Origin of the sequence: Hydrogenophaga sp., from assembly GCF_018780385.1 — a bacterium.
Lineage (GTDB): Bacteria > Pseudomonadota > Gammaproteobacteria > Burkholderiales > Burkholderiaceae_C > Hydrogenophaga.
Window position 1 is genome coordinate 23,593 of sequence record NZ_JADMJO010000016.1, and the last position, 26,489, is coordinate 50,081.

The 26,489-nt window shown below is 66.8% G+C and carries 28 protein-coding genes; 11 read left to right on the plus strand and 17 right to left on the minus strand.

Annotated elements, in window-relative coordinates; all coding sequences use genetic code 11:
- Positions 1-20: 20 nt before the first annotated feature.
- Positions 21-830, plus strand: a complete 810-nt coding sequence (locus IV113_RS08295) for a cyclase family protein (RefSeq protein ID WP_291082945.1) — start codon at positions 21-23, stop codon at positions 828-830.
- Positions 831-835: 5 nt separating this feature from the next.
- Positions 836-2,158 carry a fumarylacetoacetase gene (gene fahA / locus IV113_RS08300; RefSeq protein ID WP_291082948.1) on the plus strand — a complete coding sequence of 441 codons (1,323 nt, stop codon included), beginning with the start codon at positions 836-838 and terminating at the stop codon, positions 2,156-2,158.
- A 62-nt stretch (positions 2,159-2,220) separates the two neighbouring features.
- On the opposite strand, the gene IV113_RS08305 is transcribed toward fahA, so the two are convergent.
- Positions 2,221-2,601, minus strand: a complete 381-nt coding sequence (locus IV113_RS08305) for a hypothetical protein (protein ID WP_291082951.1) — start codon at positions 2,599-2,601, stop codon at positions 2,221-2,223.
- An 18-nt stretch (positions 2,602-2,619) separates the two neighbouring features.
- The gene (locus IV113_RS26220) at positions 2,620-3,000 is read right to left on the minus strand and encodes a DUF6650 family protein (protein WP_363318590.1); all 381 of its coding nucleotides are present in this window, start codon (positions 2,998-3,000) and stop codon (positions 2,620-2,622) included.
- A gap of 222 nt (positions 3,001-3,222) precedes the next feature.
- Between IV113_RS26220 and IV113_RS08315 the strand changes: the two genes are divergently transcribed.
- Positions 3,223-4,599, plus strand: a complete 1,377-nt coding sequence (locus IV113_RS08315) for a solute carrier family 23 protein (protein ID WP_291082957.1) — start codon at positions 3,223-3,225, stop codon at positions 4,597-4,599.
- A gap of 18 nt (positions 4,600-4,617) precedes the next feature.
- On the opposite strand, the gene IV113_RS08320 is transcribed toward IV113_RS08315, so the two are convergent.
- Complete coding sequence (locus IV113_RS08320) at positions 4,618-5,895, minus strand: AsmA-like C-terminal region-containing protein (RefSeq protein ID WP_291082960.1); 1,278 nt, start codon at positions 5,893-5,895, stop codon at positions 4,618-4,620.
- A gap of 140 nt (positions 5,896-6,035) precedes the next feature.
- On the opposite strand from IV113_RS08320, the gene IV113_RS08325 reads away from it, so the two are divergent.
- Entirely contained in the window at positions 6,036-6,458 is a 423-nt protein-coding gene (locus tag IV113_RS08325) for a hotdog fold thioesterase (RefSeq protein ID WP_291082963.1), read from the plus strand.
- A 16-nt stretch (positions 6,459-6,474) separates the two neighbouring features.
- Here the strand turns inward: IV113_RS08325 and IV113_RS08330 are convergent, their stop codons facing one another.
- The 3 genes from IV113_RS08330 to IV113_RS08340 are packed head-to-tail and all read right to left on the minus strand — an operon-like array spanning position 6,475 to position 7,965.
- Entirely contained in the window at positions 6,475-6,993 is a 519-nt protein-coding gene (locus IV113_RS08330; protein ID WP_291082966.1) for a DUF4256 domain-containing protein, read from the minus strand.
- 46 nt (positions 6,994-7,039) lie between these two features.
- Positions 7,040-7,402: a hypothetical protein gene (locus IV113_RS08335; protein ID WP_291082969.1), complete on the minus strand. Its 363-nt coding sequence runs from the start codon at positions 7,400-7,402 to the stop codon at positions 7,040-7,042.
- Positions 7,399-7,965: a cob(I)yrinic acid a,c-diamide adenosyltransferase gene (locus IV113_RS08340; RefSeq protein WP_291082972.1), complete on the minus strand. Its 567-nt coding sequence runs from the start codon at positions 7,963-7,965 to the stop codon at positions 7,399-7,401. Before IV113_RS08340 ends, IV113_RS08335 begins: the two co-directional genes overlap by 4 nt.
- 181 nt (positions 7,966-8,146) lie before the next feature.
- On the opposite strand from IV113_RS08340, the gene IV113_RS08345 reads away from it, so the two are divergent.
- From IV113_RS08345 to IV113_RS08355, 3 genes are all read left to right on the plus strand, one after another.
- Positions 8,147-8,380 (plus strand): hypothetical protein, encoded by a 234-nt coding sequence (locus IV113_RS08345; protein WP_291082974.1) that lies wholly within the window; start codon positions 8,147-8,149, stop codon positions 8,378-8,380.
- Positions 8,381-8,458: 78 nt separating this feature from the next.
- A complete protein-coding gene (locus IV113_RS08350; protein WP_291082977.1) occupies positions 8,459-9,883 on the plus strand; it encodes an FAD-linked oxidase C-terminal domain-containing protein in 1,425 nt (474 codons plus the stop codon).
- Positions 9,884-9,985: 102 nt separating this feature from the next.
- Positions 9,986-10,318: a YegP family protein gene (locus IV113_RS08355; protein ID WP_291082980.1), complete on the plus strand. Its 333-nt coding sequence runs from the start codon at positions 9,986-9,988 to the stop codon at positions 10,316-10,318.
- Between the two features lie 30 nt (positions 10,319-10,348).
- On the opposite strand, the gene IV113_RS08360 is transcribed toward IV113_RS08355, so the two are convergent.
- From IV113_RS08360 to mnmG, 6 genes are all read right to left on the minus strand, one after another.
- Positions 10,349-11,260, minus strand: a complete 912-nt coding sequence (locus IV113_RS08360; RefSeq protein ID WP_291082983.1) for a ParB/RepB/Spo0J family partition protein — start codon at positions 11,258-11,260, stop codon at positions 10,349-10,351.
- A gap of 17 nt (positions 11,261-11,277) precedes the next feature.
- A complete protein-coding gene (locus tag IV113_RS08365; RefSeq protein ID WP_291082986.1) occupies positions 11,278-11,817 on the minus strand; it encodes an alpha/beta hydrolase in 540 nt (179 codons plus the stop codon).
- 27 nt (positions 11,818-11,844) lie between these two features.
- Positions 11,845-12,615 carry an AAA family ATPase gene (locus IV113_RS08370; RefSeq protein WP_291082989.1) on the minus strand — a complete coding sequence of 257 codons (771 nt, stop codon included), beginning with the start codon at positions 12,613-12,615 and terminating at the stop codon, positions 11,845-11,847.
- Between the two features lie 9 nt (positions 12,616-12,624).
- On the minus strand, positions 12,625-13,239 hold the full coding sequence (locus IV113_RS08375) for a LysE family transporter (RefSeq protein ID WP_291082992.1): 615 nt from the start codon (positions 13,237-13,239) through the stop codon (positions 12,625-12,627).
- Positions 13,240-13,318: 79 nt separating this feature from the next.
- On the minus strand, positions 13,319-13,993 hold the full coding sequence (rsmG, locus tag IV113_RS08380) for a 16S rRNA (guanine(527)-N(7))-methyltransferase RsmG (protein WP_291082995.1): 675 nt from the start codon (positions 13,991-13,993) through the stop codon (positions 13,319-13,321).
- Positions 13,990-15,963 carry a tRNA uridine-5-carboxymethylaminomethyl(34) synthesis enzyme MnmG gene (gene mnmG, locus IV113_RS08385; protein WP_291082998.1) on the minus strand — a complete coding sequence of 658 codons (1,974 nt, stop codon included), beginning with the start codon at positions 15,961-15,963 and terminating at the stop codon, positions 13,990-13,992. Before mnmG ends, rsmG begins: the two co-directional genes overlap by 4 nt.
- Before the next feature lie 207 nt (positions 15,964-16,170).
- On the opposite strand from mnmG, the gene IV113_RS08390 reads away from it, so the two are divergent.
- Both IV113_RS08390 and IV113_RS08395 read left to right on the plus strand, forming a co-directional pair.
- Positions 16,171-16,641, plus strand: a complete 471-nt coding sequence (locus IV113_RS08390) for a hypothetical protein (protein ID WP_291083001.1) — start codon at positions 16,171-16,173, stop codon at positions 16,639-16,641.
- A 23-nt stretch (positions 16,642-16,664) separates the two neighbouring features.
- The gene (locus tag IV113_RS08395) at positions 16,665-17,255 is read left to right on the plus strand and encodes an NAD(P)H-dependent oxidoreductase (RefSeq protein ID WP_291083004.1); all 591 of its coding nucleotides are present in this window, start codon (positions 16,665-16,667) and stop codon (positions 17,253-17,255) included.
- Positions 17,256-17,265: 10 nt separating this feature from the next.
- On the opposite strand, the gene IV113_RS08400 is transcribed toward IV113_RS08395, so the two are convergent.
- Positions 17,266-18,660, minus strand: a complete 1,395-nt coding sequence (locus IV113_RS08400; protein ID WP_291083007.1) for an AcvB/VirJ family lysyl-phosphatidylglycerol hydrolase — start codon at positions 18,658-18,660, stop codon at positions 17,266-17,268.
- The gene (gene mprF, locus IV113_RS08405; protein WP_291083010.1) at positions 18,657-21,233 is read right to left on the minus strand and encodes a bifunctional lysylphosphatidylglycerol flippase/synthetase MprF; all 2,577 of its coding nucleotides are present in this window, start codon (positions 21,231-21,233) and stop codon (positions 18,657-18,659) included. Before mprF ends, IV113_RS08400 begins: the two co-directional genes overlap by 4 nt.
- Positions 21,234-21,287: 54 nt before the next feature.
- On the opposite strand from mprF, the gene IV113_RS08410 reads away from it, so the two are divergent.
- Positions 21,288-21,590, plus strand: a complete 303-nt coding sequence (locus IV113_RS08410) for a YkgJ family cysteine cluster protein (protein ID WP_291083013.1) — start codon at positions 21,288-21,290, stop codon at positions 21,588-21,590.
- A 122-nt stretch (positions 21,591-21,712) separates the two neighbouring features.
- Positions 21,713-22,483 (plus strand): class II aldolase/adducin family protein, encoded by a 771-nt coding sequence (locus tag IV113_RS08415; protein WP_056265039.1) that lies wholly within the window; start codon positions 21,713-21,715, stop codon positions 22,481-22,483.
- A 496-nt stretch (positions 22,484-22,979) separates the two neighbouring features.
- Here IV113_RS08415 and IV113_RS08420 read toward each other — a convergent pair whose 3' ends face one another.
- From IV113_RS08420 to gabT, 3 genes are read right to left on the minus strand one after another with little or no spacing between them, the layout of a single operon-like run.
- Entirely contained in the window at positions 22,980-23,735 is a 756-nt protein-coding gene (locus IV113_RS08420) for a hypothetical protein (RefSeq protein WP_291083018.1), read from the minus strand.
- A gap of 53 nt (positions 23,736-23,788) precedes the next feature.
- The gene (locus IV113_RS08425) at positions 23,789-25,183 is read right to left on the minus strand and encodes a type III glutamate--ammonia ligase (RefSeq protein WP_291083021.1); all 1,395 of its coding nucleotides are present in this window, start codon (positions 25,181-25,183) and stop codon (positions 23,789-23,791) included.
- Positions 25,180-26,472 (minus strand): 4-aminobutyrate--2-oxoglutarate transaminase, encoded by a 1,293-nt coding sequence (gene gabT, locus IV113_RS08430; protein WP_291083220.1) that lies wholly within the window; start codon positions 26,470-26,472, stop codon positions 25,180-25,182. The genes IV113_RS08425 and gabT overlap by 4 nt, the downstream gene beginning before the upstream one ends.
- Positions 26,473-26,489 lie beyond the last annotated feature (17 nt).

Below are 26,489 nucleotides of genomic sequence, written 5' to 3' on the forward strand. Positions count from 1 at the left end.
AACGCCCTCTGGAGATGACCATGTCCCGCCGTTTTGTCGACCTCTCGATCTACCTTGAAAACGACGTGCTGAGCGACCCGCCGGCCTTCGCACCCAAGATCCAGTACTTCACCCACGAGCACACCTTCGAGCAGATCGAGCCCTTTTTCCCCGGCTTGAAAAAGGAAGACCTGCCCGATGGCGAAGGCTGGGCGGTGGAGTTGGTGCAGCTCTCCACGCACAACGGCACGCACCTGGATGCGCCCTACCACTTCCACTCCACCATGGACAAGGCGCTGGGCGAGAAGAAGCCCGCGATCGCGATCCACGACGTGCCGCTGGAGTGGTGCTTTCAGCCCGGCGTGAAGCTGGACTTCCGCCACTTCGCCGACGGCTACGTGGTCACGGCTGCCGATGTGGAGGCCGAGTTGAATCGCATCGAGCACACGATCAAGCCGCTGGAAATCGTGGTGGTGAACACGCGCGCCGGCTCGCGCTACGGCCACGACGATTTTGTTTCGTCCGGCTGCGGCATGGGCTACGAAGCCACCATGTATTTGCTGGAGCGCGGCGTGCGCCTGACCGGCACCGACGCCTGGAGCTGGGACGCGCCCTTCGTGCACACCGCGCAGAAGTATGGTGAGACAAAAGACGCCTCGCTGATCTGGGAAGGCCACAAGGCCGGGCGCGACATCGGCTACTGCCACATCGAGAAGATGCACAACCTGGAGGCCCTGCCGGCCGACGGCTTCTTCATCAGTTGCTTCCCGCACAAGATCCGCGGCGCGTCCGCGGGCTGGACCCGCGCGGTCGCCATCTTCGACGACGCTCTGCAAGCCACCGCGGCATGAACACCATGGAACTGAACCACACCCACGACCCCGAAGCGCGCAGCTGGCTCGAATCGGCCAACGCACCGGGCACCGACTTTCCGATCCAGAACCTGCCCTTCGGCGTGTTCCGCCGCCAAGGCTCCAGCGAGGCCTTCCGCGGTGGCGTGGCCATTGGTGATCAGGTGATCGACCTGGCCGCCATCGCGCGCGAAGGCGCGGTGTCCGGGCCGGCGGCGCAGGCGGTGAACGCCTGCACCGGCGACGCGCTCAACGACTTCCTGGCGATGGGGCCGACGGCTTGGCGCGCGCTGCGCCATGCGCTGTTTGATCTGCTCAAGACGGGGGCCAGCGGCCCGGGCGTGAACGCACTGCGCGCCAGCCTGGTGCCGCTGGCCGAGGTGGAGATGCGTGTGCCCACACGCATCGGCGACTACACCGACTTCTACACCTCCATCCACCACGCGCGCAACGTGGGCCGCGTGATCCGGCCCGACGACCCGCTCTCGCCCAACTTCCAGTGGCTGCCGATCGCGTACCACGGTCGTGCCTCCAGCGTGGTGGTGAGCGGCACGCCGTTTCGCCGGCCGATGGGCCAGGCCATGCCGCCGGGCGCCAAAGCCCCCGTGTACGGCGCCTGCCGCCGACTCGATTTCGAACTCGAGATGGGCTTCTACATCGGCCCGGGCAACGCCATGGGCGAGCCCATCGCGCTCGCCGAGGCCGAGGACCACATCTTCGGCATGTGCCTGCTCAACGACTGGTCCGCGCGCGACCACCAGTTCTGGGAAATGAACCCGCTCGGTCCTTTCCTCGGCAAAAATTTCTGCACCACCGTCTCGCCCTGGATCGTGACGCTGGAGGCGCTCGCGCCCTACCGACTGCCGTTTGACCGACCCGCCACCGATCCGCAACCGCTGGCCTACCTGCAGGACCACACCAACCGCCGCCAGGGCGCCATCGACGTGCAGCTGGAGGTGCAGCTCGAATCGAGCCAGCACCGCGAGCGCGGCATCAGCCCCGACCGCATCAGCGGCACGAGCTTTCGTCACCAGTACTGGACCATCGCGCAGATGGTGGCGCAGCACAGCGTGGGCGGCTGCAACCTGCAACCGGGCGACCTGCTGGGCACGGGCACCATCTCCGGCCCCACGCTGGACGAGGCCGGTGCCATCGTGGAACTCAGCCTGGGTGGCACGCGCAGCCTGCCGCTGCCCGGCACGGGTGAGGCGCGCACCTTCCTCGAAGACGGCGACGCCATCATCCTGCGCGGCTGGTGCGAGAGGCCGGGCGCGGCGCGCATCGGTTTTGGCGAAAGCCGGGGCGAGGTGCTGCCGGCAAACGGGTGAGGCCACAGGCCAATCAGGCCGCTGCCTGAGGCCTCTGGCGCTTGTGACGTCTTGAGTCAGGGCTAAAGGTCGTCGTTGTCCTTCCCGGGCGCTTTGGCGCGAGATTTCCCCCACGCCTCTGCCGAGCGAGACAGCAGTTGCCACCATTCGGAACCATCGTCTCTGATGTAGCGCACCGCTCCGGCCCGAACGAGAATCCGCCGAAGCTCGTCATCGTCGAAGCCGCCCAGGCGCTTTCTCAGAAGATCAAAGGATCGGTCGGTGTAGCCCTTGTGACTCAAGTAGTACTGAACCGTCTTTTCCGCCATGTGTTCGGTCTTGATCGACTCCAACGCAATCTGCAAATCGGTGGATGCACGATCCTTCTGAAGCCACCAGGACAGCAGGCCGCCGACAAGGACGCCCAACAAGCCAAAAAGTCCAGCCGTCATCTCAGGGCTCATCAATGTCTCCAATGATCTCTAAACGTTGAAGTTGAGTCGCGCGAGCGAACGTTGGCCCCGTTCCGCCCCGAACGTGATGATTCGGCGATCGCCTTCAACTTCGACGGTCGCCATGAACTTGCGACATGCAGCCCGCATCGGGCGGAGTGTTCTCGCCAGTTCGGCGTCTTGTGGCAGCTTGCCGAGTTCGGCGGTGAGGAAATCGCGCATGCGGAGAACGGAGTCCACGCAGTGTTGCGGCGATTCCATCTCTGACGGAGCGTAGAGAACTCTCCGATCCTCCAGGAAGGACACGACACGACGGGCTGCCACGCACTCAGCTTCGAGAGGATTCCACTGAATGCCGAAGATCGGGACGCTAAGTCCCGTGAGCCTGGACGCAATCTCTTTGAAGCGCATGTTGGATGCCCGTGGCGGTGTTGAATGACGCCTATCTTTGATCTAAACGACAAAATGCAGGATACCCACAATCTCAATCGTTGAACAAAGTCGCGCGGCATCGGTGCGCACCGTCAGCGGTCAGCGGTGCCGGCAGCGCTAGGCATGCGCGCAACGGTTTTGCCGGCACAATGCCTGCCAGCCGGTGCGGCCGGCCTCGACAACAACCAAGGAGACCACCCAATGGGCCTGTTCAACTGGACAGAGAAGACTTCCACCACGCTCGACAACGGTGGCGTGATCGCCCCCGACGAGCGCCTGCCCTGGCCGCAGACCACCATGATGGGCGTGCAACACGTCATCGCCATGTTTGGTGCGACGGTGCTGGCGCCCTTGCTCATGGGCTTCAACCCCAACGTGGCCATCCTCATGAGCGGCATCGGCACGCTCATCTTCTTCTTCATCACCGGCGGCAAGGTGCCGAGTTACCTCGGCTCCAGCTTCGCCTTCATCGGCGTGGTGATTGCCGCCAGCGGCTACGCGGGGCCCGGCCCCAATGCCAACCTGGGTGTGGCGCTGGGCGGCATCATCATCTGCGGCCTGGTCTACACCGTCATCGGCGTCATCGTGCACGCCACCAACGTGAAGCACACCCGATCCACGCCCATGGCCGGCATGGAGGTGGACGAGGTGGACGAAGGCGCCGCCGTGCACTGGATCGAGCGCCTGATGCCGCCGGTGGTCACCGGCACCGTGGTGGCCGTCATCGGACTGAACCTCGCGGCCATCCCGATCAAGAACATGGCGCCCACCGGGTTTGACGCCTGGATGCAGGCCATCACCTTCATCAGCGTGGCGCTGGTGGCCGTGTACGCGCGCGGCATGACGCAGCGCCTGCTGATCCTGGTGGGCCTCATCGTCGCCAGCCTGATCTACGCCGTGCTCACCAACGGTCTGGGCCTGGGCAAACCCATCGACGTCTCGGGCATCGCCAACGCCACGTGGTTCGGCCTGCCGACGTTTGCCGCGCCGGTGTTCCAGGCGCAGGCCATGCTGCTGATCGCGCCGGTGGCGCTGATCCTCGTGGCCGAGAACCTGGGCCACATCAAGGCCGTGAGCGCCATGACCGGGCGCGACCTGAATCCCTACCTGGGCAAGGCCTTCATTGGCGACGGCGTGGCCACCATGGTCAGCGGCGCGGCGGGTGGCACGGGCGTGACCACCTACGCCGAAAACATCGGCGTGATGGCCGCCACCAAGATCTACTCCACCGCCATGTTCGTGGTGGCGGCCTGCATCGCCATCGTGTTGGGCTTCTCACCGAAGTTTGGCGCGCTGATCCAGGCGATTCCGCTGGCCGTGATGGGCGGTGTGTCCATCGTGGTGTTCGGCCTCATCGCGATTGCCGGCGCCAAGATCTGGGTCGACAACAAGGTCGACTTTTCCGACAACAAGAACCTGCTGGTGGCCGCCATCCCGATCATCCTGGGCACCGGCGAATACACGCTGAAGTTCGGCGAGTTCGGCCTGGGCGGCATCGGCACCGCCACCTTCGGCGCGATCTTTCTCTATTGGTTGCTCAGCCGCGGCGCAGCGCCGCAAACCCGCCCCGCAGCCTGACGGACACAGCGCCCGCGTTCATCGCCGGGGCGGCGAGTCCGGCGCGGGCTTGTCGGGTGTCTCCGGCGGCCCGCTGAACATCCCGCCGATCTTGGCGCCCAGCACCGTGCCGATGCCCGGCAACACCGCGGTGCCCACGGCAGCGCCCGCCAGGGTGCCCCAGGCCATTTCAAACTCGGGCTTGCGGGTCGGTCCACGCAGCGTGAACGGCACCTCGAGCACCCCGCCGCCCACCTCCAGCGTGCCCTGGGCATCGATCTGCCGGCGGTACACCGTGGCCCGGCCGGTGCCGGTGTAAGAGCCCGCCACGGCTTTCACGCGGGTGAACTCGGCCTTCAGGCCATGCTGGGTGTTCTGCGTTTCCAACACGCCGGAGAGGGTGTCCAGCGGGGTCTCACCCTCGCGCTCCTTGCCGACCGACTGGATCGCCTTCTCCAGATTGAAGCGCAGGATCTTTGCGCGTTCGACCTGGAGCACGCTGCGCGTGTGCAGCGAGCGGAACAGTTCGATCAAGGAGTCGCCTTCCGCACGCAGCTCCGTCTGTCCCGACGCCAGGCCGCTGACGGGCGAGCGGCGATGAAAAGCCTCCAGCAGCGCATTCACCTGCACGTCGCGCGGTGCGAGCTCGCCCGTGAGCACCATGCGACCATCGGCCGACGTGGCCAGGCGCGCCTGCCCGTTTGCCGAACCGCCGGCGCCCTGCAGGCGCACCTGGTACAGGTCGGCGCCGTTCTCGGTCTTGCCGTCGCGCGTGGCGTCCAGCGAGGCGGGCGGCTTCGCCTCGGGGCGGCGCAGCTGCACCCGCTGCGGCAAGCCGTCATCGTCAAACCGGATGTCGCCCGCATACACCACCGGAATGCCGCTGTAGGAGATGTAGGTCGTGTCCGTGAACGCCACCGAGCGCAGGACCACCGAGCCCAACCCGTCCTGCGCCTTGTCGCGGTAGGCCGCCAGGGCATTGCGCGGCACCACGGCGCCATCGATCTGCAGCCGGTTGATGACGAAGCGCTGGCGCAGCAAGGGCAGGAGTTCGGGGTAGATCGCCACGCGGCGAACGCGAATGGCTTCGGGCTGCTCGGTGTGCGCGTCCAGCACCTCGACCATCGGTAAACCCAGCACGCGCCAGTGCACGGCACCAACCACGAGTTTCTGGCCCAGGCGCGCCTCGAACTCCGCCTCCACGCGCCGCGCGAGCTCCGCGTCGCTGGGCACCAGCGCCCACAATGACAGCCATGCGGCGGCGAGCAGTCCCGCAACGGCGGCAAATGCAATGGTCCAGCGGCGTGTGTGTGTCATGGTTGGGTGTGCTCCACAGCGCATGGTGGGGGCAAGGCGCGTTCCCGTGTGTGAGCATTCGGCATGTCCGCATGACGGTATCTGGCCGTGTTCTTCGCCGGTCTCCTTACAGTGGCGCCTTCAACGACAGGAGTCTGACCTTGGCCATCTGGAAAAAACCCATCTCCATCGAAGCGCTCACCGCCATCCACAAGGACACCGCCGTGGAACACCTCGGCATGGAGTTCCTGGAGGTCGGCGACGACTTCATCCGCGCCCGCGTGCCGGTGGACACCCGCACCAAACAACCCTACGGCCTGCTGCACGGCGGCGTGAGCGTGGTGCTGGCCGAAACCCTGGGGTCGTGCGGCGCGGCCTACAGCTGCCCCGAAGGCCACCGCGCCGTGGGCCTGGACATCAACGCCAACCACCTGAAGGGCGCCACCAGCGGCTGGGTCACCGGCATCACCCGCCCGGTGCACATCGGCCGCACCACGCAGGTGTGGCAGATCGACATGACGAACGACGCGGGCGAGATGACCTGTGTGTCGCGGATCACGATGGCGGTGTTGGCGCCGCGGTGAAGGGATCAAGCCCGGGTCACACGCGAAGCAGCGCGCGAAAGCCCCGTGCGGCGTAATACGACTGTGCCCCGTTGTGGTACGTGAACACCCGGCCGTAGCGTCGATCGCTGAAGAGTGCACCACCGAGTGAACGGATCTCATCAGGCGTCGTGATCCAGCTGGACGTCTTGGTGTCGAACTCACCCAGCTGCTGCAGCATCCGATACTGTTCTTCCGACAGCAGTTCGACGCCCATGTCGGCGGCCATCTGGACTGCGCTGCCGGGGGGCTTGTTCTCTTTTCGCGCGTTCAACGCCTCGCCGTCGTAACAAAGACTGCGGCGCCCCAGAGGGCTCTCGGCGGCGCAATCACAGAAGAGGATCTGCCCCGTGGCCTTGTCGTGACCGATCACATCGGGTTCACCGCCCGAGGCCTCCATCCGGGCCAGCGCCTTCAACGCCGCGGAAGAGGCGTCGATCCTGGCGAGCACGTTCGCCCAGGTGACCCCCTTGTGGCGATCCGCGTTCTGCTCGAAGCGACCCTTGAGCAGTGCCATCAGGTGGTCTCGTTCCTGTGCTTTCATCTTGCGCCTTCCTTGAGTTTCACGGACCCCGCTCACACCGCCCCTGCGCCGTGGCCTGCCCCCGGAAATCGCTGCTCCAGGTCTGCGCGGCCGTGTCGATCTGGATGCGTTCGTTGTCCACCGCCGTGAGGATCACAGTGTCCTGGATCGCGAAGGTGTAGACCGGCACGCCGTCGATCTTCACCGAGCGCACGCGCTTCTTGTCGTAGCCGATGCTCACCGTGCGGGTCCAGGTGGTGCGCGCGGGCATGTAGACCGCTTCGCAGACCAGCGTCACTTCGTTGGCCGTGGGCGCGGGTTTGCTCGGCGGTCTGGTTTGTGCCGAGGCGGTGGGGGCCAGCGCGGCGGCCATGCAGGCCACCGACATCAACGCTGCTTTCATTCGGCCGCGCCCTGGGCCATGCGCTCGCTTTTCCAATACACGTCGTCGCCGCCGTTCATGCGGTTGAGCACGCGCGCGAGCACGAACATGAGGTCGCTCAGGCGGTTGAGGTACTGGCGCGGTGTCTCCTTCAAGGCTTCTTCGTTGCCCAGCGCCACCACCGCGCGCTCGGCGCGGCGTGCCACGGTGCGGCACACGTGGGCCTGGCTGGCCGCGCGGGTGCCGGCGGGCAGGATGAACTCCTGCAGACGCGGCAGGGTTTCGTTGTAGGTGGCCAGGGCTTCGTCGAGTGCGAGCACGGCCTCGGGCTTGAGCAGCTCGTAGCCGGGGATGGACAGCTCGCCGCCGAGGTTGAAGAGCTGGTGCTGGATTTCAACCAGCAGGGTGCGCACGTCGGGTGCCATCTCTTCGCAGAGCAGCACGCCGATGTGGGAGTTGAGTTCGTCCACGTCGCCCATGGCGTGCACGCGCAGGTTGTCCTTGGAGACGCGGGTGTTGTCGCCCAGTCCGGTGGTGCCGGCGTCGCCGGTGCGGGTGGCGATCTGGGTGAGGCGGTTGCCCATGGCGGTCCTTGAATTGAAAGGTGGTTGCTGGATTGTGCAACTTTGACCTGGCGTAACGACGTGAAGGGAAATGTGTCTGAGGCAAGCAAGTTGTCCGTCGAGCAACAGAGCGAAAAACCGCTGGTCCTGGATGCGGGTGCGGGCGGTAATGTGCGCCTGTTCCACCTCTCAGGAGATACCGATGACGCAACGCCGACAACGACTCGCCGACTTCGAAGCCCGCAGCGTGCAATTGATCGCCGCCTGCACCTTGGGGCTGGCCGGCATGGCGAGCGTGCCGCCGGCCCACGCGGCCCGCATCACAGGACAGGCCCACAGCTTCACTGGCGCCTCCGGCAACAACACCTCCAATGGCCCCACGCGGGGCAATCGCACCGCGCCGCCCCTGCTGCAGGCCGGGAAAGCCCGCAGCTGAGCACGCCCGCGCAAGACACCACGCCCGGGGCTGCGGGCTTAAACTGACCGGCTGCACAAAACAGCCTGGAGACCGCCCATGAACGCCCCCACCGCCCACAGCCACCTGGCCCCGCAAGTCCACCAGCGTGTGGTGCCGCCCGAGTTGCTCGCGGCGCTGCAGGCCCGCTTCGGCGCGCAGTGTTCCACCGCCCTGGTGGTGCGCGAGCAGCATGGCCGCGACGAGTCGGTGTACGAGGTGCCACCGCCGGCGGCAGTGGTGTTTGCCCAGAGCACGCAAGACGTGGCCGACGCGGTGAAGCTGGCCGCGACGCACCGCGTGCCCGTGATTCCGTTCGGCGTGGGTTCGTCGCTCGAAGGCCACCTGCTCGCGGTGCAGGGCGGCATCAGCATCGACGTGAGCCGCATGAACGAGGTGCTCGCGATCAACGCCGAAGACCTCACGGTGACGGTGCAACCCGGCGTGACGCGCAAGGCGGTGAACGAAGCGGTGAAGAGTGAAGGCCTGTTCTTCCCGATCGATCCGGGTGCTGATGCGTCCATTGGCGGCATGGCCGCCACGCGTGCCAGCGGCACGAACGCGGTGCGCTACGGCACCATGCGCGAGAACGTGCTGGCGCTTGAGGTGGTCACGGCCAGCGGCGAGGTCATCCGCACCGGCACGCGCGCCAAAAAATCATCGGCCGGCTACGACCTCACGCGCCTGATGGTGGGCAGCGAAGGCACGCTGGGTGTGATCACGGAAGTGACGCTCAAGCTCTACCCGCTGCCCGAAGCCATCTCGGCCGCGACCTGCTCGTTCCCGAGCATCGAGGCCGCGGTGCGCACGGTGATCCAGGTGATTCAGCTCGGCGTGCCGATCGCGCGCTGCGAGCTGATCGACCACAACACGGTGCGCATGGTCAATGCGCACAGCAAGCTCGGCCTGCGTGAAGAAAACATGCTGCTCATGGAGTTCCACGGCTCGCCCGCGAGCGTGAAGGAGCAAGCCGAAACGGTGCAGGAGATCGCGGGCGATTTCGGCGGCCAGGCCTTCGAATGGGCCGACACACCCGAGGAGCGCACCCGCCTGTGGACCGCGCGGCACAACGCCTACTTCGCCGCGATCCAGAGCAAGCCGGGTTGCCGCGCGATCTCCACCGACACCTGCGTGCCGATCAGCCGCCTGGCTGATTGCCTGCTGGACTCCGTCACCGAGGCTGACGCGGCCGGTCTGCCCTACTTCCTGGTCGGCCACGTGGGCGACGGCAACTTCCACTTCGGCTATTTGATCGACCCGACCAAGCCTGAAGAACACACGCTGGCCGAAGTGCTCAACCACAAGCTGGTGGCGCGCGCGCTGAGCCTGGAAGGCACCTGCACCGGCGAACACGGCGTGGGCCTGCACAAGATGGCGTTCCTGCTCACCGAAGCCGGCAGCGGCGCGGTGGACATGATGCGCACCATCAAGCGCGCCCTCGACCCGGACAACATCATGAATCCGGGGAAGATTTTCTCGATGTGAACGGGCACCGCCTGCGGTGCCGCGCCTGCGGCATCAAAGGCCGCACAACCGCCCCGGCCTGCGTACGATGGACCTCTCTTTTCACCACCGTACGGAGGTCACATGGCGGGTTGGTACGAACTCAAAAAGAACGACAAGGGTCAGTTGTCGTTTGTTCTGAAGGCGGCGAATGGCGAGGTCATCCTGCGCAGCGAGGTCTACGAGTCGCGCGCCGCCGCGGACAACGGGATCGCTTCGGTTCAGAAGAACAGCCCCGTTGATTCCGCCTACACACACAGCGACGCGTCGGATGGCCGCTTCTATTTCAACCTCAAGGCCGCCAACCACCAGATCATCGGCACCAGCCAGATGTACAAGACGGCGGCCGCGCGGCGCGCCGGCATGGAGTCGGTCCGCACGAACGGGCCCACCACCGTGGTCAAGAACGGGGCTTGAGAAGGACCGATCGGGCGGAGGCCCGCCCGATCAATGCCCGCCGCGCAGTTTGTCGATCAGCCCGTTGAGGGCGTCGAGCGAGCCGAACTGGATGGCGATCTCGCCCATCTCTTCGATGCGGCCGTGGCGCTTGACGCGCTTCTTCACACGCACCTCGACCTCGGCCATCAGCAGGTCGGCCAGTTCTTCTTCCACGCGGCGGATGTCGCGCGACTTGTCTTTCTTGAGCTTCTGCGGCGACAGCGCGAACTCGGCGCCCAGCTTCTTCACCAGGCTCTCGGCCTCGCGCACCGACATCTTCCTGGCCGCAATCTGGTTGCCGGCGGTGATCTGGCTGGCCTTGTCCAGCGCCAGCAAGGCGCGCGCGTGGCCCATGTCCAGGTCGCCGGCCATCAGCATGGTCTGCACCGGTTCGGCGAGTTGCAGCAGGCGCAGCAGGTTGCTGGCGGCGCTGCGCGAGCGGCCCACGGCCTGGGCGGCTTGTTCGTGAGTGAGCCCAAACTCCTTCACCAGGCGTTGCAGGCCGTGGGCTTCCTCCAGCGGGTTCAGGTCTTCTCGCTGGATGTTCTCGATCAGCGCCATGGCGGCGGCCGACTCGTCGGGCACATCGCGCACCAGCACCGGCACGCTGTCCAGCCCGGCCAGCCTGGACGCGCGGAAGCGCCGCTCGCCCGCGATGATTTCGTATTTGCCGGCGTTCGGGCCGTCGGCCAGCTGGCGCACCAGGATCGGCTGCATCACACCCTGGACCTTGATGCTCTCGGCCAGTTCGTACAGCGCGCCCTCGTCCATGCGGGTGCGGGGCTGGTATTGGCCCGCCACCAGCTCGGTGAGGAGCAGGCTTGACGGCAGGCTGGCATCGGCGGGCACCGTGTCCAGCACTTTGGGACCCAGCAGGGCTTCGAGTCCGCGGCCGAGGCCCTTGGGTTTTTTGGTGACCATGGGTCGTCTTTCGGAAGTCAGAGATTCATGAGTTCGGCGAGCACTGCGTGGCCTGCCGGCCAGTCGCCCAGGCCGGACTCGGCGTTGATGTGGCCGGCCTCGCCCAGGTCGACAAAGCGTGAACCCCAGGCCAAGGCCAAGGCCTGCACGCGCTCGAAGCTGCAATATGGGTCGTTGCGGCTGCCCACCAGCACGCTGGGGAATGGCAGACGCTGCATGGGAATGGGCGACCAGCTGGGCAGCACCGGGCGCATCTCTTCTCGCTCGGCGTCTCCGGGCGCGACCAGCAGCGCGGCTTTCACACGCGCGGTGTTCTGCGAGTGCGCCGCCCACGCCGCGGCATGCAGGCAACCCAGGCTGTGCGCCACGAGCACGGCGGGTTCGTCGCAGGTGAACAGCACGTCTTCGAGCCGGGCGATCCAGTCACCTCGGCGCGGTTGCATCCAGTCGTGCTGGTCCACCCGGCGGTAGCCGTGGGCCGCTTCCCAGAGGCTTTGCCAATGGTCGGGGCCGCTGTTCTGCCAACCCGGAAGGGTGAGGACGTTCTGAGGTTTCACGTGAAACAACCTGAAGGAATGAGACGTTCAGAGCTTGCCGATGCGCGCCACCATCTCGGACGCGAAGGCCACAAAGGCCTGGCTGCCCCGGGCGGACGGGTCAAAAATGACGCCGGGCAGGCCATAGCTCGGCGCTTCGGCCAGGCGCACATTACGCGGGATCACGGTGTCGAACACCTTGTCGCCGAAGTGGGCCTTGAGCTGGTCGCTCACCTGCTGCTGCAGGGTGATGCGTGGGTCGAACATGACGCGCAGCAGACCGATGATGGCCAGATCCTTGTTGAGGTTGGCGTGCACCTGCTTGATGGTGTTGACGAGATCGGTCAGGCCTTCGAGCGCAAAGTACTCGCACTGCATGGGCACGATCACCCCGTGCGCGGCGCACAGGCCGTTGAGGGTGAGCATGCTCAAGGAAGGCGGGCAGTCGATCAGCACGAAGTCGTAGTTGTCCAGCACCTCGGCCAGCGCGGTTTTCAGGCGCTTCTCACGCCGCTCCACCTCCACCAGCTCCACCTCGGCACCGGCCAGCTCGCGGTTGGCGCCGAGCACGTGGTAGCCGCACTTCTCCGAGAACACCGCCGCCTCGGCCACCGAGGCGGATTCCAGCAGCACGTCGTAGACCGAGAGGGCCATTTGCCGCTTGTCCACACCCGATCCCATGGTCGCGTTGCCCTGCGGGTCGAGGTCGACCATCAGCACACGCTGGCCCACCTTGGCCAGGCCGGCGGCCAGATTCACCGTGGTGGTGGTTTTGCCGACGCCGCCCTTCTGATTCGCCACACAGAAAATTTTCGCCATGTGTTCTTCTTATTTGGAGATGGCCAGCTTGATGCCGAAACCGATGAGGAAGACGCCGGCGACCTTCTCCAGGACACGGCCGATGACCGGGTTGGCGCGCATGCGCTCGGCCAGAAAATGGGTGAGCAGGGTCACGGCCAGGCCGTAGGCGAAGGTGAGCACCGCGATGGTGGCGGCCATGGCGCCAAAGGTGACCAGACCCTGGTGGCGGGCCGGGTCCACGAACAGGGGGAAGAAGGCCATGTAGAACACGATGGCCTTGGGGTTGAGCAGGGTGATGACGATGGCCTGCTGGAAATACTGGCGCGGGCGGATGTTGAGGATGGGTGCGCCGCCGGGCTTGGCAATGAGCATCCTGAAACCCAACCAGGCCAGGTAGGCGGCGCCCAGCCACTGCACGGCACTGAAGGCCGCCGGATAGGCCGCCAGCAAGGCCGCCACACCGGCCACCGCCAGCCACATCAACACCTGGTCACCGGCGATCAGGCCCATGGTGGCGGCCAGCCCGCCTCGCATGCCCCCCTTGCCGGTGGAGGTGACCAGCGCCAGATTGCCCGGGCCGGGGATGAGCAGGAACACGACGATGGCGGCGACAAAAGCGCCGTAGTCTGCAATGCCGAACATGGAGAACCCCCGGGAAGTGGAGGGTCGAGTTTACGTGAAGGGTTTTGCAGTCACGGCGGCGATCCGCGCACCGTGTTGCTCAGGCCACAGCCGCGGGCCCTGGGCGCATCCAGACAATGCAGCGCTCGGCATCCAGCCCGGGCACCTGGAGCTGTTCCACGTGAAACACATCCACCGCGCCGGCCTCGGATTCCAGCGTGGCCAGCTCGTCGCCGGGGTGTTTGCCCTTCATGGCCATCCAGACGCCACCGGCGTTCAAGGCACCCTGCGACCAGTTGGTGAAGTCCACCAGCGATGCGAAGGCCCGCGAGCACACGACGTCAAAGCCCTGCCCTGACAAGGCGTTGAGGCTTTCCACCCGCGCGTGCAAGCCGCGCAGGTTGGGCAGCTTGAGGGTGGCCGCCGCCTGCTGGATGAACGCCGCCTTCTTGGCCACGGTGTCCACGCAGGTCACGTCCATCTGCGGGCAGGCGATGGCGATCACCACGCCGGGCAAGCCACCGCCGGAGCCGACGTCGAGCAACTTGACCGATCGATCGCCCACCTGATGCAGCAAAGGCTTGATGGCCGCCAGGCTGTCGAGCAGGTGGTGGGTCATCATCTCTTCGGGCAAGCGCACGGCCGTGAGGTTGTAGACCTTGTTCCACTTCTGAAGCAGGCCCAGGTAGTCGAGCAACAGGTCGATCTGGCGCGCGTCGAGCGCGAGCTGGAGCGACTGCAGGCCGGCCTGCAGGGTGGTCCTCAAGGCGCTCATGCTTCCAGATCCGCCGCAACTGGCAGCGTGGCAAAACCCTTGAAGCCACCCTTCTTCAGGTGGATCAGCAGCAGCGAGATGCTCGCGGGCGTGATGCCCGATATGCGCGAGGCCTGCCCCAGCGTCTCGGGTCGGTGCTGGGACAGCTTCTGCCGCGCCTCGAACGACAAGGCAGCCACCTGCAGGTAGTCCAGATCGGTCGGCAGCTTCAGGCCCTCGTAGTGCGAAGCGCGTTCCACTTCGTTCTTCTGGCGGTCGATGTAGCCCGAGTACTTGGCCGCGATCTCCACCTGCTCCACCACGGGTTCCAGCAGATCGCCCAGTGTTTCACGTGAAACGTCGGGGCCGACATACTTGCCCGCGTCGAGCCCGACCAGCTCCGCATAGGCCACACCGGGGCGGCGCAGCAGGTCGAACAAGTTGTGTTCGTGTTCGATCGCCTTGCCCAGCACCCGCTCCGATTCGGCCGCGGGCAAAGTGCGCGGGTTCACCCAGGTGGCTTTGAGTCGCTCTGTTTCACGTGAAACAGCGTCGCGCTTGCGGCAGAAAGCATCCCACTGCGCGTCGCCCACCAGGCCCATGCGGCGGCCGGCTTCGGTCAGGCGCATGTCGGCGTTGTCCTCGCGCAGCTGCAGGCGGAACTCTGCCCGGCTGGTGAACATGCGGTAGGGCTCGGTCACGCCCTGGGTGATGAGGTCGTCGACCAGCACACCGAGGTAGGCTTCGTCGCGGCGCGGCAGCCAGGCGTCTTCACCCCGGCATTGCAGCGCGGCGTTGATGCCGGCGAACATGCCCTGGGCCGCCGCCTCTTCGTAGCCGGTGGTGCCATTGATCTGACCGGCAAAAAACAGGCCCTGGATCTGTTTCGTCTCGAAGCTGCTCTTGAGCGAGCGCGGGTCGAAGTAGTCGTATTCGATGGCGTAGCCGGGGCGCAGGATGTGCGCGTTCTCCAACCCCTTCATGCTGCGCACCAGCTGGTACTGAATGTCGAACGGCAGGCTGGTGGAGATGCCGTTGGGGTAGACCTCGTGCGTGGTCAGGCCCTCGGGCTCCAGGAAGATCTGGTGGCTGTCCTTGTCGGCAAAGCGGTTGATCTTGTCTTCCACGCTCGGGCAATAGCGCGGGCCCACGCCCTCGATCTTGCCGGTGAACATGGGGCTGCGGTCGAAGCCGCTGCGGATGATGTCGTGCGTGCGCTCGTTGGTGTGCGTGATCCAGCACGGCACCTGCTGCGGGTGCATGGCCGTGTTGCCCATGAAGCTGAACACCGGCACGGGTTTGTCGGCGTTCATGCCGCCGGGCACGCCGTCGCCGGGCTGCTCGGTGCACTGGCTGTAGTCGATGCTGCGGCCGTCCAGGCGCGGTGGCGTGCCGGTTTTCAAACGGCCTTGCGGCAGCTTCAGCTCTTTCAGACGCGCCGAGAGCGACACGGCGGGTGGGTCGCCCGCGCGGCCAGCGGCGTAGTTGTTCAGGCCCACATGGATCTTGCCGTCAAGGAAGGTGCCGGCGGTCAGCACCACGGTTCGACTGCGGAAGCGGATGCCCACTTGCGTCACAGCGCCCACCACACGGTCACCTTCGACCATCAGGTCGTCCACCGCCTGCTGGAACAACCACAGGTTGGGCTGGTTCTCCAGCATCCGGCGGATCGCGGCCTTGTAGAGCACGCGGTCGGCCTGGGCGCGGGTGGCACGCACGGCCGGGCCCTTGGAGCTGTTGAGGATGCGGAACTGGATGCCACCCTCGTCGGTGGCCAGTGCCATCGCGCCGCCCATGGCGTCCACCTCTTTGACCAGGTGGCCCTTGCCGATGCCGCCGATGCTGGGGTTGCAGCTCATCTGGCCCAGCGTCTCGATGTTGTGGGTCAGCAGCAGCGTCTTGCTGCCCATCCGAGCGGCAGCGAGCGCGGCTTCGGTGCCGGCGTGGCCGCCGCCAACGACGATGACGTCAAATTCCTGTGGGTACAACATGGTGGTGATCGCTTCCGGGGTGCTGCCAGCCCGGCGCCCCGGGCAACCCGGGATTGTCCCACCGTTGGGCCTTTTCTGCCCCGCCCCGCCATCGGGTCCACCGCCGAAGCCCGCACCACCCAGTGCGCGGACCGGATGGCGATGATTCGTGTGGATTCCTAACCTGAGCGTCAGCCCATCCCCGGGCAGACCACAGTAAGGATTCCCATGAAAACACACTGGCTGGTGGCCTCCGCTGCGCTCGCCTGCTCCCACGCCCACGCTGGCGCCGGCTTCATGTTCGGCATCAGCCACAACTTCGGCGGCGACACCGGCGTCACTTTCAAGATCCTGTCGTCCGACCGCCGCAACCAGCCGGTGCTGGCCGCGGGCGTGAGCTTCTTCCCCGGCGACGGTCGCCAGATCGGGCTGGACGTGGGTGTGGGCTACAGCTTCCGGCGCACCACCGTCACCTTCAGCCGCGACCTGGTCATGGAGCGCTTCCAGGTCGCCTGGGGACTGTCGAGCACGCGCTGCCCGCCAGCGCCAGCGCCGGCGTCCTCCCCGGCACCGGCCCCAGCAGCACCTTTGTCCCCACTTTCGCTTCCGCCGCCACCGCCACCACCTTCGCCCCCTGCACCGCCACCCGAGCCAGAGCCCGAGGATGACGACGACGACTACTACAACAGCGTCTTCTGAGCGAAGGCCGCGACAATGGCGGGATGAGCACACCCCTACCCCTCCTCGTTTTCGCCGGCAGCACGCGCGCCCAATCCTTCAACCGAAAACTGGCCACGGTCGCCGCCGAGCGTGCCCAGGCCGAAGGCGCCCAGGTCACCCACATCGAGCTGGCCGACTTCGATCTGCCGATCTACAACGCCGACCTCGAAGCGCGCGGCACGCCCGCGGCCGCGGTCAAGCTCAAGGAGTTGTTCCACGCCCATCCGGCCTGGATCATTGTTTCGCCCGAGTACAACGGCAGCTACACCGCGCTGCTGAAAAACACCATCGACTGGGTCTCCAGCCCCATCAAGGGCGACCCGCTCTGGTCCAGCGGCACCAAGCCGTTTGCCGGCAAGGTGGTGGGTTTGCTGAGTGCTTCGCCGGGAGCCTTGGGTGGCTTGCGAAGCTTGTCGCACCTCACTCCACTGCTCCTGAATTTGCAGTGCTGGGTGGCGCCGAAGCAGTTCGCGCTGTCCAGGGCGGGTGACGCTTTCGACGCCGACGGCCAACTGGTGGCCGAGCCTGCGCGCAACGCGGTGCATGGCGTGATCGACCAGGTGCTGTGGGCCGGCCAACGCCTGCTGCCCTGAGGCAGCACACTCAAGGCGCCTTGGTGCGCTGCAGGATCTGCTCGGTCAGCTTCTGGTAGACGCCGTCGAAGTGGTGGCCCCCGGCCATGGGCACCGGGGTCACGAACTCGGTGGGGACCTGCGGGCACAGGGTATCGCGGTCGTCGGTGCCGTAAATGCACCAGGTCCTGGCCGCCGACATCTTCTTCAGCTCAGGCATCAGTGGCAGGCCGGCGGTGTTCTTGCTGACCCAGTTGGTCAGACGGAATTCGAACGAGGCTTTTTCGCCCGGCCCGATGAGCACCGTGTGGGCCAGCAGCCCGCTGGAGGTCGCGGGCAGCCGGTTGACGGCGAACGGCAACACGTCGGCACCTTGTGAATAGCCGATCAAGATCACGCGGGTCTTCTTCCATTGCGCGGCAAAGGTGCGCATCACGCGGTCGAGATCCTGCGCCAGGCCTTCGGGCGTGCGGGCCGACCAGAAGTAGCGCAGCGAATCCAGCCCCACCACCGGCACACCGGCGACCGCCAGCTTGGCCGCCAGCTGTTTGTCGATCCCGGCCCAGCCGCCGTCACCCGAGAGCAGCACGGCCAGGGTGTCCGACGGCGCGGTGCTGGGCACCAGCACCAGCGGCAGATCGGCCACGCCGCTGCCGGGCGCCACCGGGGCCACCACCAGGTCTTTGGTGAGCTTCTGGTGCGCGGCCAGCAGCGGGGCCAGCGCACCTTGGCCGGTGGCCCCCGGGTGGTCCACGCCAGGCACCAGCACCAGTTCGGCACCGCCCACCTGGGCCACGAACTTCTGCGCGGCCCCGGGCGTGCACACCTTGTCATCACGGCCCTGCAGCGCCACCCAGGGCGCGCGCAGTGTCGGGGTGGGCAGCAGCGCCAGGCCCGCACCGCCGGCGCGCTGGGTGAAGTGCACGCCCTCGCCCTTGCAGAGCGGCTTGTTCAGGGCCAGCTCCGGGCAGAAGCCCATGGAAATGGCGCCGGCAAAGGTGTCTTCGGGCGCTTGCGCGAGCATGGCGTAGGCCAGGGTGCCGCCCAGGCCCGGGCCCACCAGCAGCGGCGGGAAATACGCCGGCAGGCGCGCATAGCCCTGCAGGAAATGCGAGAGATTTTCCAGGTCGCCGTCGGGCAGCAGGCAGTCGCCGCTTTCCTTGGCAATGCGCGCCAGCATGCGCGGCGTGTGGATGCCCGCCACCGCAGCGCCCTGCTCGGCCAGGGCCTGCGCCTGGGCGCCCAAGGCGGGCGTCCAGCCGGCATCGCCCGAGAGGAACAGCACGAACGACTTCGCTTCCCCCTTGGGCCGGTACAGCGAGACATCGGTGAAGCGGCCGTGCGAGATCTTCTCCTGCGCCTGGGCCGTCGCCGGGCCGCTGAGCGCCAGTGCTGCGGCCATCAGGGTGGTGGCAATGAGGTTCATTTGGTGATCACGCGGCGCAGGCCGCCAGCGATGAGCGCGGCCACGTCGGCGAGGATGAAAAAGGGAGCGAAGCCGCCCGGGCAGGCGAGGTAACGGGGCTCCCAGGTGGGGTCGAATTTCTCCTTGAAACCCCGCAGACCCTGGAAGTTGTAGAAGTTCTCGCCGTGGTTGAACAGCAGGCGGCCCAGCCGGTGCCAGTTGGGTGCCAGCGGGTGCTGGGCCATGCCGGAGAGCGGCACCATGCCCAGGTTGAAGCGTTGGTAGCCTTCGGCCTTGAAGTGCAGCAGCGTCTGCGCAAACAAAAAATCCATCGAACTGCGCGGCGCGTTCGGCAGCTGGCGCATCAGGTCCACGCTGGCCTCCTGCTTCAGGTCGGTGCACAGGAGTGTGGCAAAGGCCACCGGCCGACCGGCCTGGCGCACCACGGCAATGGGCTGGCGCAGCACGTAGTCGCGGCGAAAGGCGCCCAACGAAAACGACTTTTCAGCCGTGTTGTGGTCGCTCAGCCAGGCGTCCGAGATGGCTTGCAACTCGTCGAACACGCCCTCGGCCTGGCCCGGGGCCAACACCTCGAAGTGCAGTTCTTCGCGCTGCGCACGCGCCACGCCGTGGCGCAGGTTGGCGCGGCGTTTGCCCTCCAGGCTGAAGCCGGGCAGATCCACCATCGCACACTCGCCCAGCTTGTAGACGCGCAGGCCGGCGTCCAGGACCACCGGCAGCGCTTCGGGGCGCACCTGGTAGAAGGCCGCGCGCCCACCGGCTTCGCGCGCCTGCTCCACGAAGCGCCACACCAGCTCGGTCCACTCGGCCACCGGGCCCACCGGGTCGTACAGCGCCACCCACGAACGGCCGCGCCGCCCGAACATGATGAATGCCCGCTGCGACTCCGACACCATCAGGCTCTTGTCGCCCATCATCACCAGCCCGGCGCCGGCCGAGCCCTGGCCACGCACGATGCGCGCGGCCTGGTCGAGCGCGCCGGCGTCGGGCTTGATGAGCGCCGTGCGCGGGCGGCGCAGCAACTGGCTCAGCGCCAGCATCAGCGTGATCACGGCCACCGCCACCATGGCCCGCAGCGAGCGCGGCGCGTAGCCGTCGAACTCGAACTGCCACCACACCTGGTTCACGTATTCAACATCGCGGTACACAAAGAACAGCAGCGCCGTGAGCGCCGCCACCACCGCCGCCACCGCCGCCAGCCAGCCCCAGGTGAAGGCCTGCGAGAACAGCGCGGCCTTGCGGTTGAAATGGCGGCGCGAGAGCGCCAGCGACGTGCCCAGCACGATCAGCAGCACCGCCTCGGACACCGCAATGCCCTTGGGCAGGCACAACACCAGGCTCAGCAGCACCAGCACCAGGCCGGCCCACCACGAAGCGTCCAGCCGCAGGAACATGCCGCGCGCCACGAACAGCAGGGCCAGGCCGACGATGCTGCCCAGGAAGTGCGCCGCCTCCACCACCGGCAGTGGCATGTACTGGGCGAGCAGGTCCGTGGCGTCCTGCGTGGCCGGCGTCACGCCCGAGACCAGCAGGGCCACACCCACCACCCAGGTAAAGGCCGACAACAACAGCGGCGACAGGCTGGTGGCTGCTTTCATCACCGGCGTGGCCGCGCCCCGGCGCCACTCGGTGGCCGCCAGCCAGGCCACGGCCAAGGCCAGCGGCAGCAGGTGGTAGACCACGCGGAAGAGCACCAGCGCGCCCGCCAGCTGCTCGGCCGGCACCCGCTGGCCCAGGGCCAGCAGCATCACCGCTTCAAACACCCCCAGACCGCCCGGCACATGGCTGATCACGCCCAGCGCGATGGCCAGCGCGAAGAACCCCACAAAGGCGGGGAAGGCCACCGCGTCCGACGGCAACAGCACCCACAGCGCGGCAGCCGCCGCCACCACGTCCACCGCCGACACCAGCAGCTGCTGCGCGGCAACGGACGCGCTGGGCAGCCGCAGCACCAGACCTGGAAACACCTGTTGCTCCCCGCCCCGCCAGCAGAAACCGAGAAACACACCCGCGGCCACCATCACCGAAACACCCGCGAAATTCAGCAACGCGGAGGGCACACCCAGCATGACCTGGACCGTGGCCGAGCCCCACACCAGCGCTGCCGCGCCCACCACCGCAATGCCCAGCGTGAAGCCCACGGCATTGAAGATGATCGCGCGCGAGATCAGGCCCGCTTCCAGCCCCGCCGCCCCGTAAAGCCGCATGCGCACCGCGCCGCCCGTGAGCACACCCAGCCCGATGGTGTTGGACAAGGCATAGGCAATGAACGCGGTCTTGCCGACCACGGGATAGGGCAGGCGTGCGCCGGCGTAGCTCAGCGCGGAGTGGTCGTAAAAAGTGAGGGCGACATAGCTCAGCACCGTGGCCAGCACCGACAGCAGCAACACCTTCAGCGGCGTGTCCCGCACCGCACCCACGATCTGGTCATAGCTGAGCTCGGCCATGACCTTGTGCGCCCCCTGCACCACCAGTGCACCCAACAGCAGCGCCAGCGCGCCATAGACCCACAAGCGCCAGTGGCTGAGCCGTGAGATCAGGGTTTCGGGAGCGGGAACATTCACAAGCGACATGGCGTGTGCGGCAGTGTAGCGCTGGCCACCTGTGCAGGCCCGACAATCAATCACATGCCGCCGGTCTTCAGCCACGCCCCTTCCACCTCACCAGCCACCTGCCGCCCGGGCTGTGCGGCCTGCTGCACCGCCCCGTCGATCAGCAGCCCCCTGCCCGGGCTGCCGCTGGGCAAACCCGCCGGCATGGCCTGCCCGCAGCTGGATGCCGAACTGCGTTGCCGCCTGTTTGGTCTGCCCGAGCGCCCGGCGGTGTGCAGCTCACTCGCGCCCGGGCCCGAGATGTGCGGCAACAACCGCGAACACGCCATGGCCTGGCTGAGCAAGCTGGAATGTGACACCCAGCCTCACGCCACCTGAAGGCCGCAGCCGGAGGGAGCAGGCCGTCGGGCGCCAGTGTCCTTGCAGGGACACGACAGACGCGCCCAAGCGGCATAAAGTGCAGTGCTCGCGTCCGCTCGAGGCGCATCAGGAGACACCCCATGCACATCCCGTCCCTCAGAGAAGTCGTCAGCGCCGAAGAATGGGCGCTGCGATGTGACCTCGCCGCCTGCTACCGGCTCGTCGCGGCCTACGGCTGGAGCGATCTGGTCTTCACCCACATCAGCGCCAAGCTGCCCGACTCCGTCACCGGTGGTGAGCACCACTTCCTCATCAACCCCTACGGCCTCATGTTTGACGAGATCACGGCCAGCAGCCTGGTCAAGGTCGACATGGCCTGCAACAAGCTGCTCGACTCGCCCTTTCCGGTGAACCCCGCCGGCTTCGTGATCCACAGCGCCGTGCACGAAGCGCGGCCCGAAGCCGGCTGCGTGATGCACACCCACTCGCGCGCCGGCGTGGCCGTGAGCGCACAGAAGGCAGGCATCCTGCCCATCAGCCAGCAAAGCACCTTCGTGCTCGCCTCGCTGGCGTATCACACGTACGAAGGCGTGGCCCTGCGAGCGGAAGAAAAGGTGCGCCTGCAGGCCGACCTGGGCAAGGCCAACCACCTGGTGCTGCGCAACCACGGCCTGCTCACCGTGGGCAAGACCATCCCCGACGCCTTCCTGGCCATGTACACGCTGGAGAACACCTGCCGCATCCAGATCGACGCCCTGGCCGGCGGTACCGAACTCACCCAGGTCGACCCCGCCATCCTGGCCGGCATGGCCGATGTGATGCGCGTGGCTACCGCAGGGCTGGGTTCACAGCTGGCTTGGCCGGCGTTGTTGCGCAAGGTGGAGAAGCTGGATCCGGGTTACAGGACTTGAGGGTCTCTGAACGGCCAGAAGGAGCCATCGAGGAGGCGCACGAAGAATGAAACCAAAGCGGACCGTCGTCCAGTTTGAGAGGGAGCTAGAGGGCCATTCCGGTTGCATTTCGCTGTACCGGGAAGGCATTGACGAATTTTTTCTGTCTCATGGTTACCCGCGCATGTACGAGCGGCTGGAGCAAGTGCGAGAAGACCTCGATGCACTCGGAATGTACGAGCAGTGCCGAAACGCCTTGCATCAATCGGAAGCACTTGTCAGGCATGGGCCCGAGAACGATGAGGCTGCCTATCATGTGCTTCTCACCGCGATTCGAGCCTTGATGAAAGCGTCGGGGTCCTATGACGCTATGAGCCGACGCTGGAATGCGGCGAACGATTCAAAGTAACTTCAGTGTCTGAACGACAGCAAACTCCTGCGCCTAGCTTCCGCTTCGGGCCCAACACAGACTTCCGTTGCCACCCGTCCTATCGGCGGCCGCCGTCGTAAAGACGTTTCAAGCAGCCCGCGCCACGAACGCGGTCATGCCTTCAAGCACTGTCCGCAACCGCATGAGTTCACGCGAACCATCCAGCCGGGGTGACCAAGCCGCCAGCTTGGACACCCAGCCCAAACGAGGCAGCAGATGCGCGATGAAGTCGCGCAGTGCAGGGCCGCCCGTGCCCGCGTCGGCATACGCCTGCAGCACCGCGCGCACCGCGTCCGGCCCCAGCGGTTGCAGGTAGCGCGCCAGCGACAGCAGCAGCTGCAGCGCGTCGTACACCTGCACCGTGGCCAGCGCCATGCCGGGTTGCAGGCGCTCTTCGAAGTCGAGCCGCGCGAAGTGTTCGCCGTTCCAGGTGAGGTTGCGCGTCTGGGCGCCGCCGTGCCAGTGGCCGCGTGTGTGGAAGCCGGCCAGGTCGGCGCTGGCGGCGCACATCAGCGTCAGGCGTTCGCCCTCGGGCAGGCGGTGCAGCACATGGTCCAGCGTGTCGCCGATGTCGCTGGTGGTGAGGGAAAAACCGTCGAAGGCCAACACCGCGGGCACACGCTCGCCGGCGGCGGCCAGGGCCAGCAGGCGCTGGTGCTCGTAGGCCAGCAGCTCGGCGCCATCGGTCTGGCGCACCGCGTGCCACGGCACCGGCACACCCACGAAATGCGCGAACACCCAGATGCCGGCGGACTTGCGCCAGCTGCGCAACGGCCGGTCGGCGGTTTTGGTCCAGGTCTTGGCGGACGCGGTGGGGGCGGCAGTGGCGGCGGGGGTGTTCAAGCAGCCGGATTATCCCGAAAACCCCCCGGGGCAACCGGACACCACCGCGCGAGTCAGGAAGCGTTGGCGTAGCGCTCGAGTTCCCAATCGCTCACCTGCTGGCTGTAGGCGGCCCATTCGGCATGCTTGAGCGTCAGAAATTCGGCGCAGAACGCGTCGCCCACGGCGGCTCGCAAAGGCGCGTCTTGCTCCAGCGCCTGCAGCGCGGAGAACAGGTCGCGTGGAAGCCTGTCGGGTAAGGCCTCACCACGCGCATGCACCTCGTACAAGTCGTCGGCGCAGGGCGTGGCGGCGGGCAAGGCCTGCTCGATGCCCGAGAGGCCAGCGGCCAGCGTGCCGGCGATGGCGGCGTACACGTTGCACGACGGATCGGGCAGACGCCACTCGATGCGCCCGGCCACGGTGCGCACGAGGCAGGTGCGGTTGTTGTCGCCCATGGCCTTCCACACCGGTGACCAGGTGGTGCCCGATGCGCTGCGGCTGGCCGCCAGGCGCTTGTAGCTGTTGACGGTGGGTGCGCACAGAGCAGCCAATGCGTCGGCGTGGTGCAGCAGGCCAGCGGCGAACTGGTGGCCGGTCGTGCTCAGGCCCAGCGCGCCGGCCGGGTCGGCCATCACCGCGTTTCCCTTGCTGTCGGTCAGGCTCAGGTGGAAATGCAGCCCGCTGCCCGGCGCGTGCGCCAGCGGCTTGGGCATGGTGGAGAACACCGCGCCGTGTTGCGCCGCCACCGCCTGCGCGGCGAACTTGAAGAGCTGGTAGCGGTCGGCGGCGGCCAGCGCGTCGTCGTGCTGGTAGTTGATCTCGTACTGGCCACAGGCGTCTTCATGGTCGATCTGCTGCAGCCCGAAGCCCAGCGCGGTGAGCGTCTGTCGCATCGCGTCGAGAAACGCGTGGTTGCGGCCGATGGCTTGCAGGTCGTATGAGGGTTTGGCCAGTTGGTCCTGCGCGTCGGCCACTTGCCAGCGGCCCTGCGCGTCGCGCTTGAGCAGGAAGAACTCGGGCTCGATGCCGACCCACAGCGTCCAGCCGCGCGCCTTCAATCGTTCGACCTGGCGCTTGAGCACCTGGCGCGAGCAGGTGTCCAAGGGCTCGCCACCGGCAAAACCGTCACACACCGCGTGCGCCACGCCGGGCATGAAGGGCAGGGGCCGCAAGCTCTCGGGCACGACGCGGCCCATGTACTCGCTGCGCGCGCCCATGCGCGGCAGGCCAGTGCCGCTGATGCTCGGGCCGGAGAAGCCGGCGCCGCTGCTCACCGCACCGGGCAGACCTTCAAGGGGCACCAGCTTGCCCTTGGGACCGCCGGGCAGGTCGGTGAAGGTGGTGAGCACCGAGTGGATGCCCTGCGCGCGCAGGGCGTTGATGCGTTCGTCTAACGAATCAACAGAACCTTCGTGCTTCGCACTGCGGTGCGAGCTTGCTTGGGAGCGGCCCTGCGCTGCGCTCAAGCGAGCACCTCGGCCAGGGCAGCATCGAACGCCGCCAGGCCTTCGGCGAACACGCTGTCTTCGATGGTCAATGGAAAGAGGAAACGGATCACGTTGCCGTAGACGCCGCAGGTCAGCAGCAGCAAGCGACGTTGGAGCGCGGCGGCTTGCACCTTCTTCGTGGTGTCGGCATCGGGCGCGCCGGTGGCCGGGTCGACGAACTCGCAAGCCACCATGGCGCCCAGGCCGCGCACGTCGCCCATGCGCTTGGGGTACACGGCGCGCTGCGCGATCAGGTGGCCGATGAGCTGGTCGCCCAGCTTCTGCGCACGCTCGGGCAGCTTTTCCTCGGCCATCACGTCCAGCACGGCGTGCGACGCGGCGATGGCCAGCGGGTTGCCGGCGTAGGTGCCGCCCAGGCCGCCCGGGGCGGGGCCGTCCATGATGGCGGCCTTGCCCGAGACGGCCGAGAGCGTGGTGCCACCGGCCATGCTCTTGGCCATGGTCATGAGGTCGGGGCTCACACCGTAGTGCTCCATGGCAAACATCTTGCCGGTGCGCGCAAAGCCGGTCTGCACCTCGTCGGCCACCAGCAGGATGCCGTGCTGGTCACACAGCTCGCGCAGCCACTTCACGGCCGCCGGTTGAATGGGGTTGAAGCCGCCCTCGCCCTGCACCGGCTCGAACACGATGGCCGCCACGCGGCTGGGCTCGATGTCGCACTTGAACAGCTGCTCCATCGCGCGCTTGGTGTCGTCGAGCGACGAGCAATGGCACGGAAACGGCACGTGGTAGATCTCGGGCGGGAACGGGCCGAAGCCGGCCTTGTAGGGCTGCACCTTGCCGGTGAGCGCCACCGAGAACATGCTGCGGCCATGGAACGCGCCACCGAAGGCGATCACGCCGGTGCGCCCGGTACTGTAGCGCGCGATCTTCATCGCGTTCTCGATCGCCTCCGCGCCGGTGGAGAAAAACGCGGTCTTCACCGGCCCGTCGATCGGCACGATGGCGTTGATGCGCTCGGCCAGCGCCACGTACTCGGTGTAGGGCACGACCTGGTAGCAGCTGTGCGTGAAGCGCTCCAGCTGCGCCGCAATGGCGGCCTGCACCTTGGGGTGCACGTGGCCGGTGTTGAGCACCGCGATGCCGCCGGCGAAGTCGATGAAGCGACGACCCTCGATGTCCCAGAACTCGGCGTTCTTCGCGCGTTCGATAAAAAAGTCGCCGTACACACCCACACCGCGCGGCGTGGCAGCCTGTCGGCGCGCGTGCCAGGCGGCGTTGGTGCTGTCGGTCTTGATGTCGTTCATGGCGTTCATGGGTGTCT

Bases quoted from the DNA above. Each gene is read 5' to 3' on its own strand.
- IV113_RS08295 (WP_291082945.1), top strand. From the start codon at position 21: ATGTCCCGCCGTTTTGTCGACCTCTCGATCTACCTTGAAAACGACGTG.
- fahA (WP_291082948.1), top strand. From the start codon at position 836: ATGGAACTGAACCACACCCACGACCCCGAAGCGCGCAGCTGGCTCGAA.
- IV113_RS08305 (WP_291082951.1), bottom strand. From the start codon at position 2,601: ATGAGCCCTGAGATGACGGCTGGACTTTTTGGCTTGTTGGGCGTCCTT.
- IV113_RS26220 (WP_363318590.1), bottom strand. From the start codon at position 3,000: ATGCGCTTCAAAGAGATTGCGTCCAGGCTCACGGGACTTAGCGTCCCG.
- IV113_RS08315 (WP_291082957.1), top strand. From the start codon at position 3,223: ATGGGCCTGTTCAACTGGACAGAGAAGACTTCCACCACGCTCGACAAC.
- IV113_RS08320 (WP_291082960.1), bottom strand. From the start codon at position 5,895: ATGACACACACACGCCGCTGGACCATTGCATTTGCCGCCGTTGCGGGA.
- IV113_RS08330 (WP_291082966.1), bottom strand. From the start codon at position 6,993: ATGGCACTGCTCAAGGGTCGCTTCGAGCAGAACGCGGATCGCCACAAG.
- IV113_RS08335 (WP_291082969.1), bottom strand. From the start codon at position 7,402: ATGAAAGCAGCGTTGATGTCGGTGGCCTGCATGGCCGCCGCGCTGGCC.
- IV113_RS08340 (WP_291082972.1), bottom strand. From the start codon at position 7,965: ATGGGCAACCGCCTCACCCAGATCGCCACCCGCACCGGCGACGCCGGC.
- IV113_RS08345 (WP_291082974.1), top strand. From the start codon at position 8,147: ATGACGCAACGCCGACAACGACTCGCCGACTTCGAAGCCCGCAGCGTG.
- IV113_RS08350 (WP_291082977.1), top strand. From the start codon at position 8,459: ATGAACGCCCCCACCGCCCACAGCCACCTGGCCCCGCAAGTCCACCAG.
- IV113_RS08355 (WP_291082980.1), top strand. From the start codon at position 9,986: ATGGCGGGTTGGTACGAACTCAAAAAGAACGACAAGGGTCAGTTGTCG.
- IV113_RS08360 (WP_291082983.1), bottom strand. From the start codon at position 11,260: ATGGTCACCAAAAAACCCAAGGGCCTCGGCCGCGGACTCGAAGCCCTG.
- IV113_RS08370 (WP_291082989.1), bottom strand. From the start codon at position 12,615: ATGGCGAAAATTTTCTGTGTGGCGAATCAGAAGGGCGGCGTCGGCAAA.
- IV113_RS08375 (WP_291082992.1), bottom strand. From the start codon at position 13,239: ATGTTCGGCATTGCAGACTACGGCGCTTTTGTCGCCGCCATCGTCGTG.
- rsmG (WP_291082995.1), bottom strand. From the start codon at position 13,993: ATGAGCGCCTTGAGGACCACCCTGCAGGCCGGCCTGCAGTCGCTCCAG.
- mnmG (WP_291082998.1), bottom strand. From the start codon at position 15,963: ATGTTGTACCCACAGGAATTTGACGTCATCGTCGTTGGCGGCGGCCAC.
- IV113_RS08390 (WP_291083001.1), top strand. From the start codon at position 16,171: ATGAAAACACACTGGCTGGTGGCCTCCGCTGCGCTCGCCTGCTCCCAC.
- IV113_RS08395 (WP_291083004.1), top strand. From the start codon at position 16,665: ATGAGCACACCCCTACCCCTCCTCGTTTTCGCCGGCAGCACGCGCGCC.
- IV113_RS08400 (WP_291083007.1), bottom strand. From the start codon at position 18,660: ATGAACCTCATTGCCACCACCCTGATGGCCGCAGCACTGGCGCTCAGC.
- mprF (WP_291083010.1), bottom strand. From the start codon at position 21,233: ATGTCGCTTGTGAATGTTCCCGCTCCCGAAACCCTGATCTCACGGCTC.
- IV113_RS08410 (WP_291083013.1), top strand. From the start codon at position 21,288: ATGCCGCCGGTCTTCAGCCACGCCCCTTCCACCTCACCAGCCACCTGC.
- IV113_RS08415 (WP_056265039.1), top strand. From the start codon at position 21,713: ATGCACATCCCGTCCCTCAGAGAAGTCGTCAGCGCCGAAGAATGGGCG.
- gabT (WP_291083220.1), bottom strand. From the start codon at position 26,472: ATGAACGACATCAAGACCGACAGCACCAACGCCGCCTGGCACGCGCGC.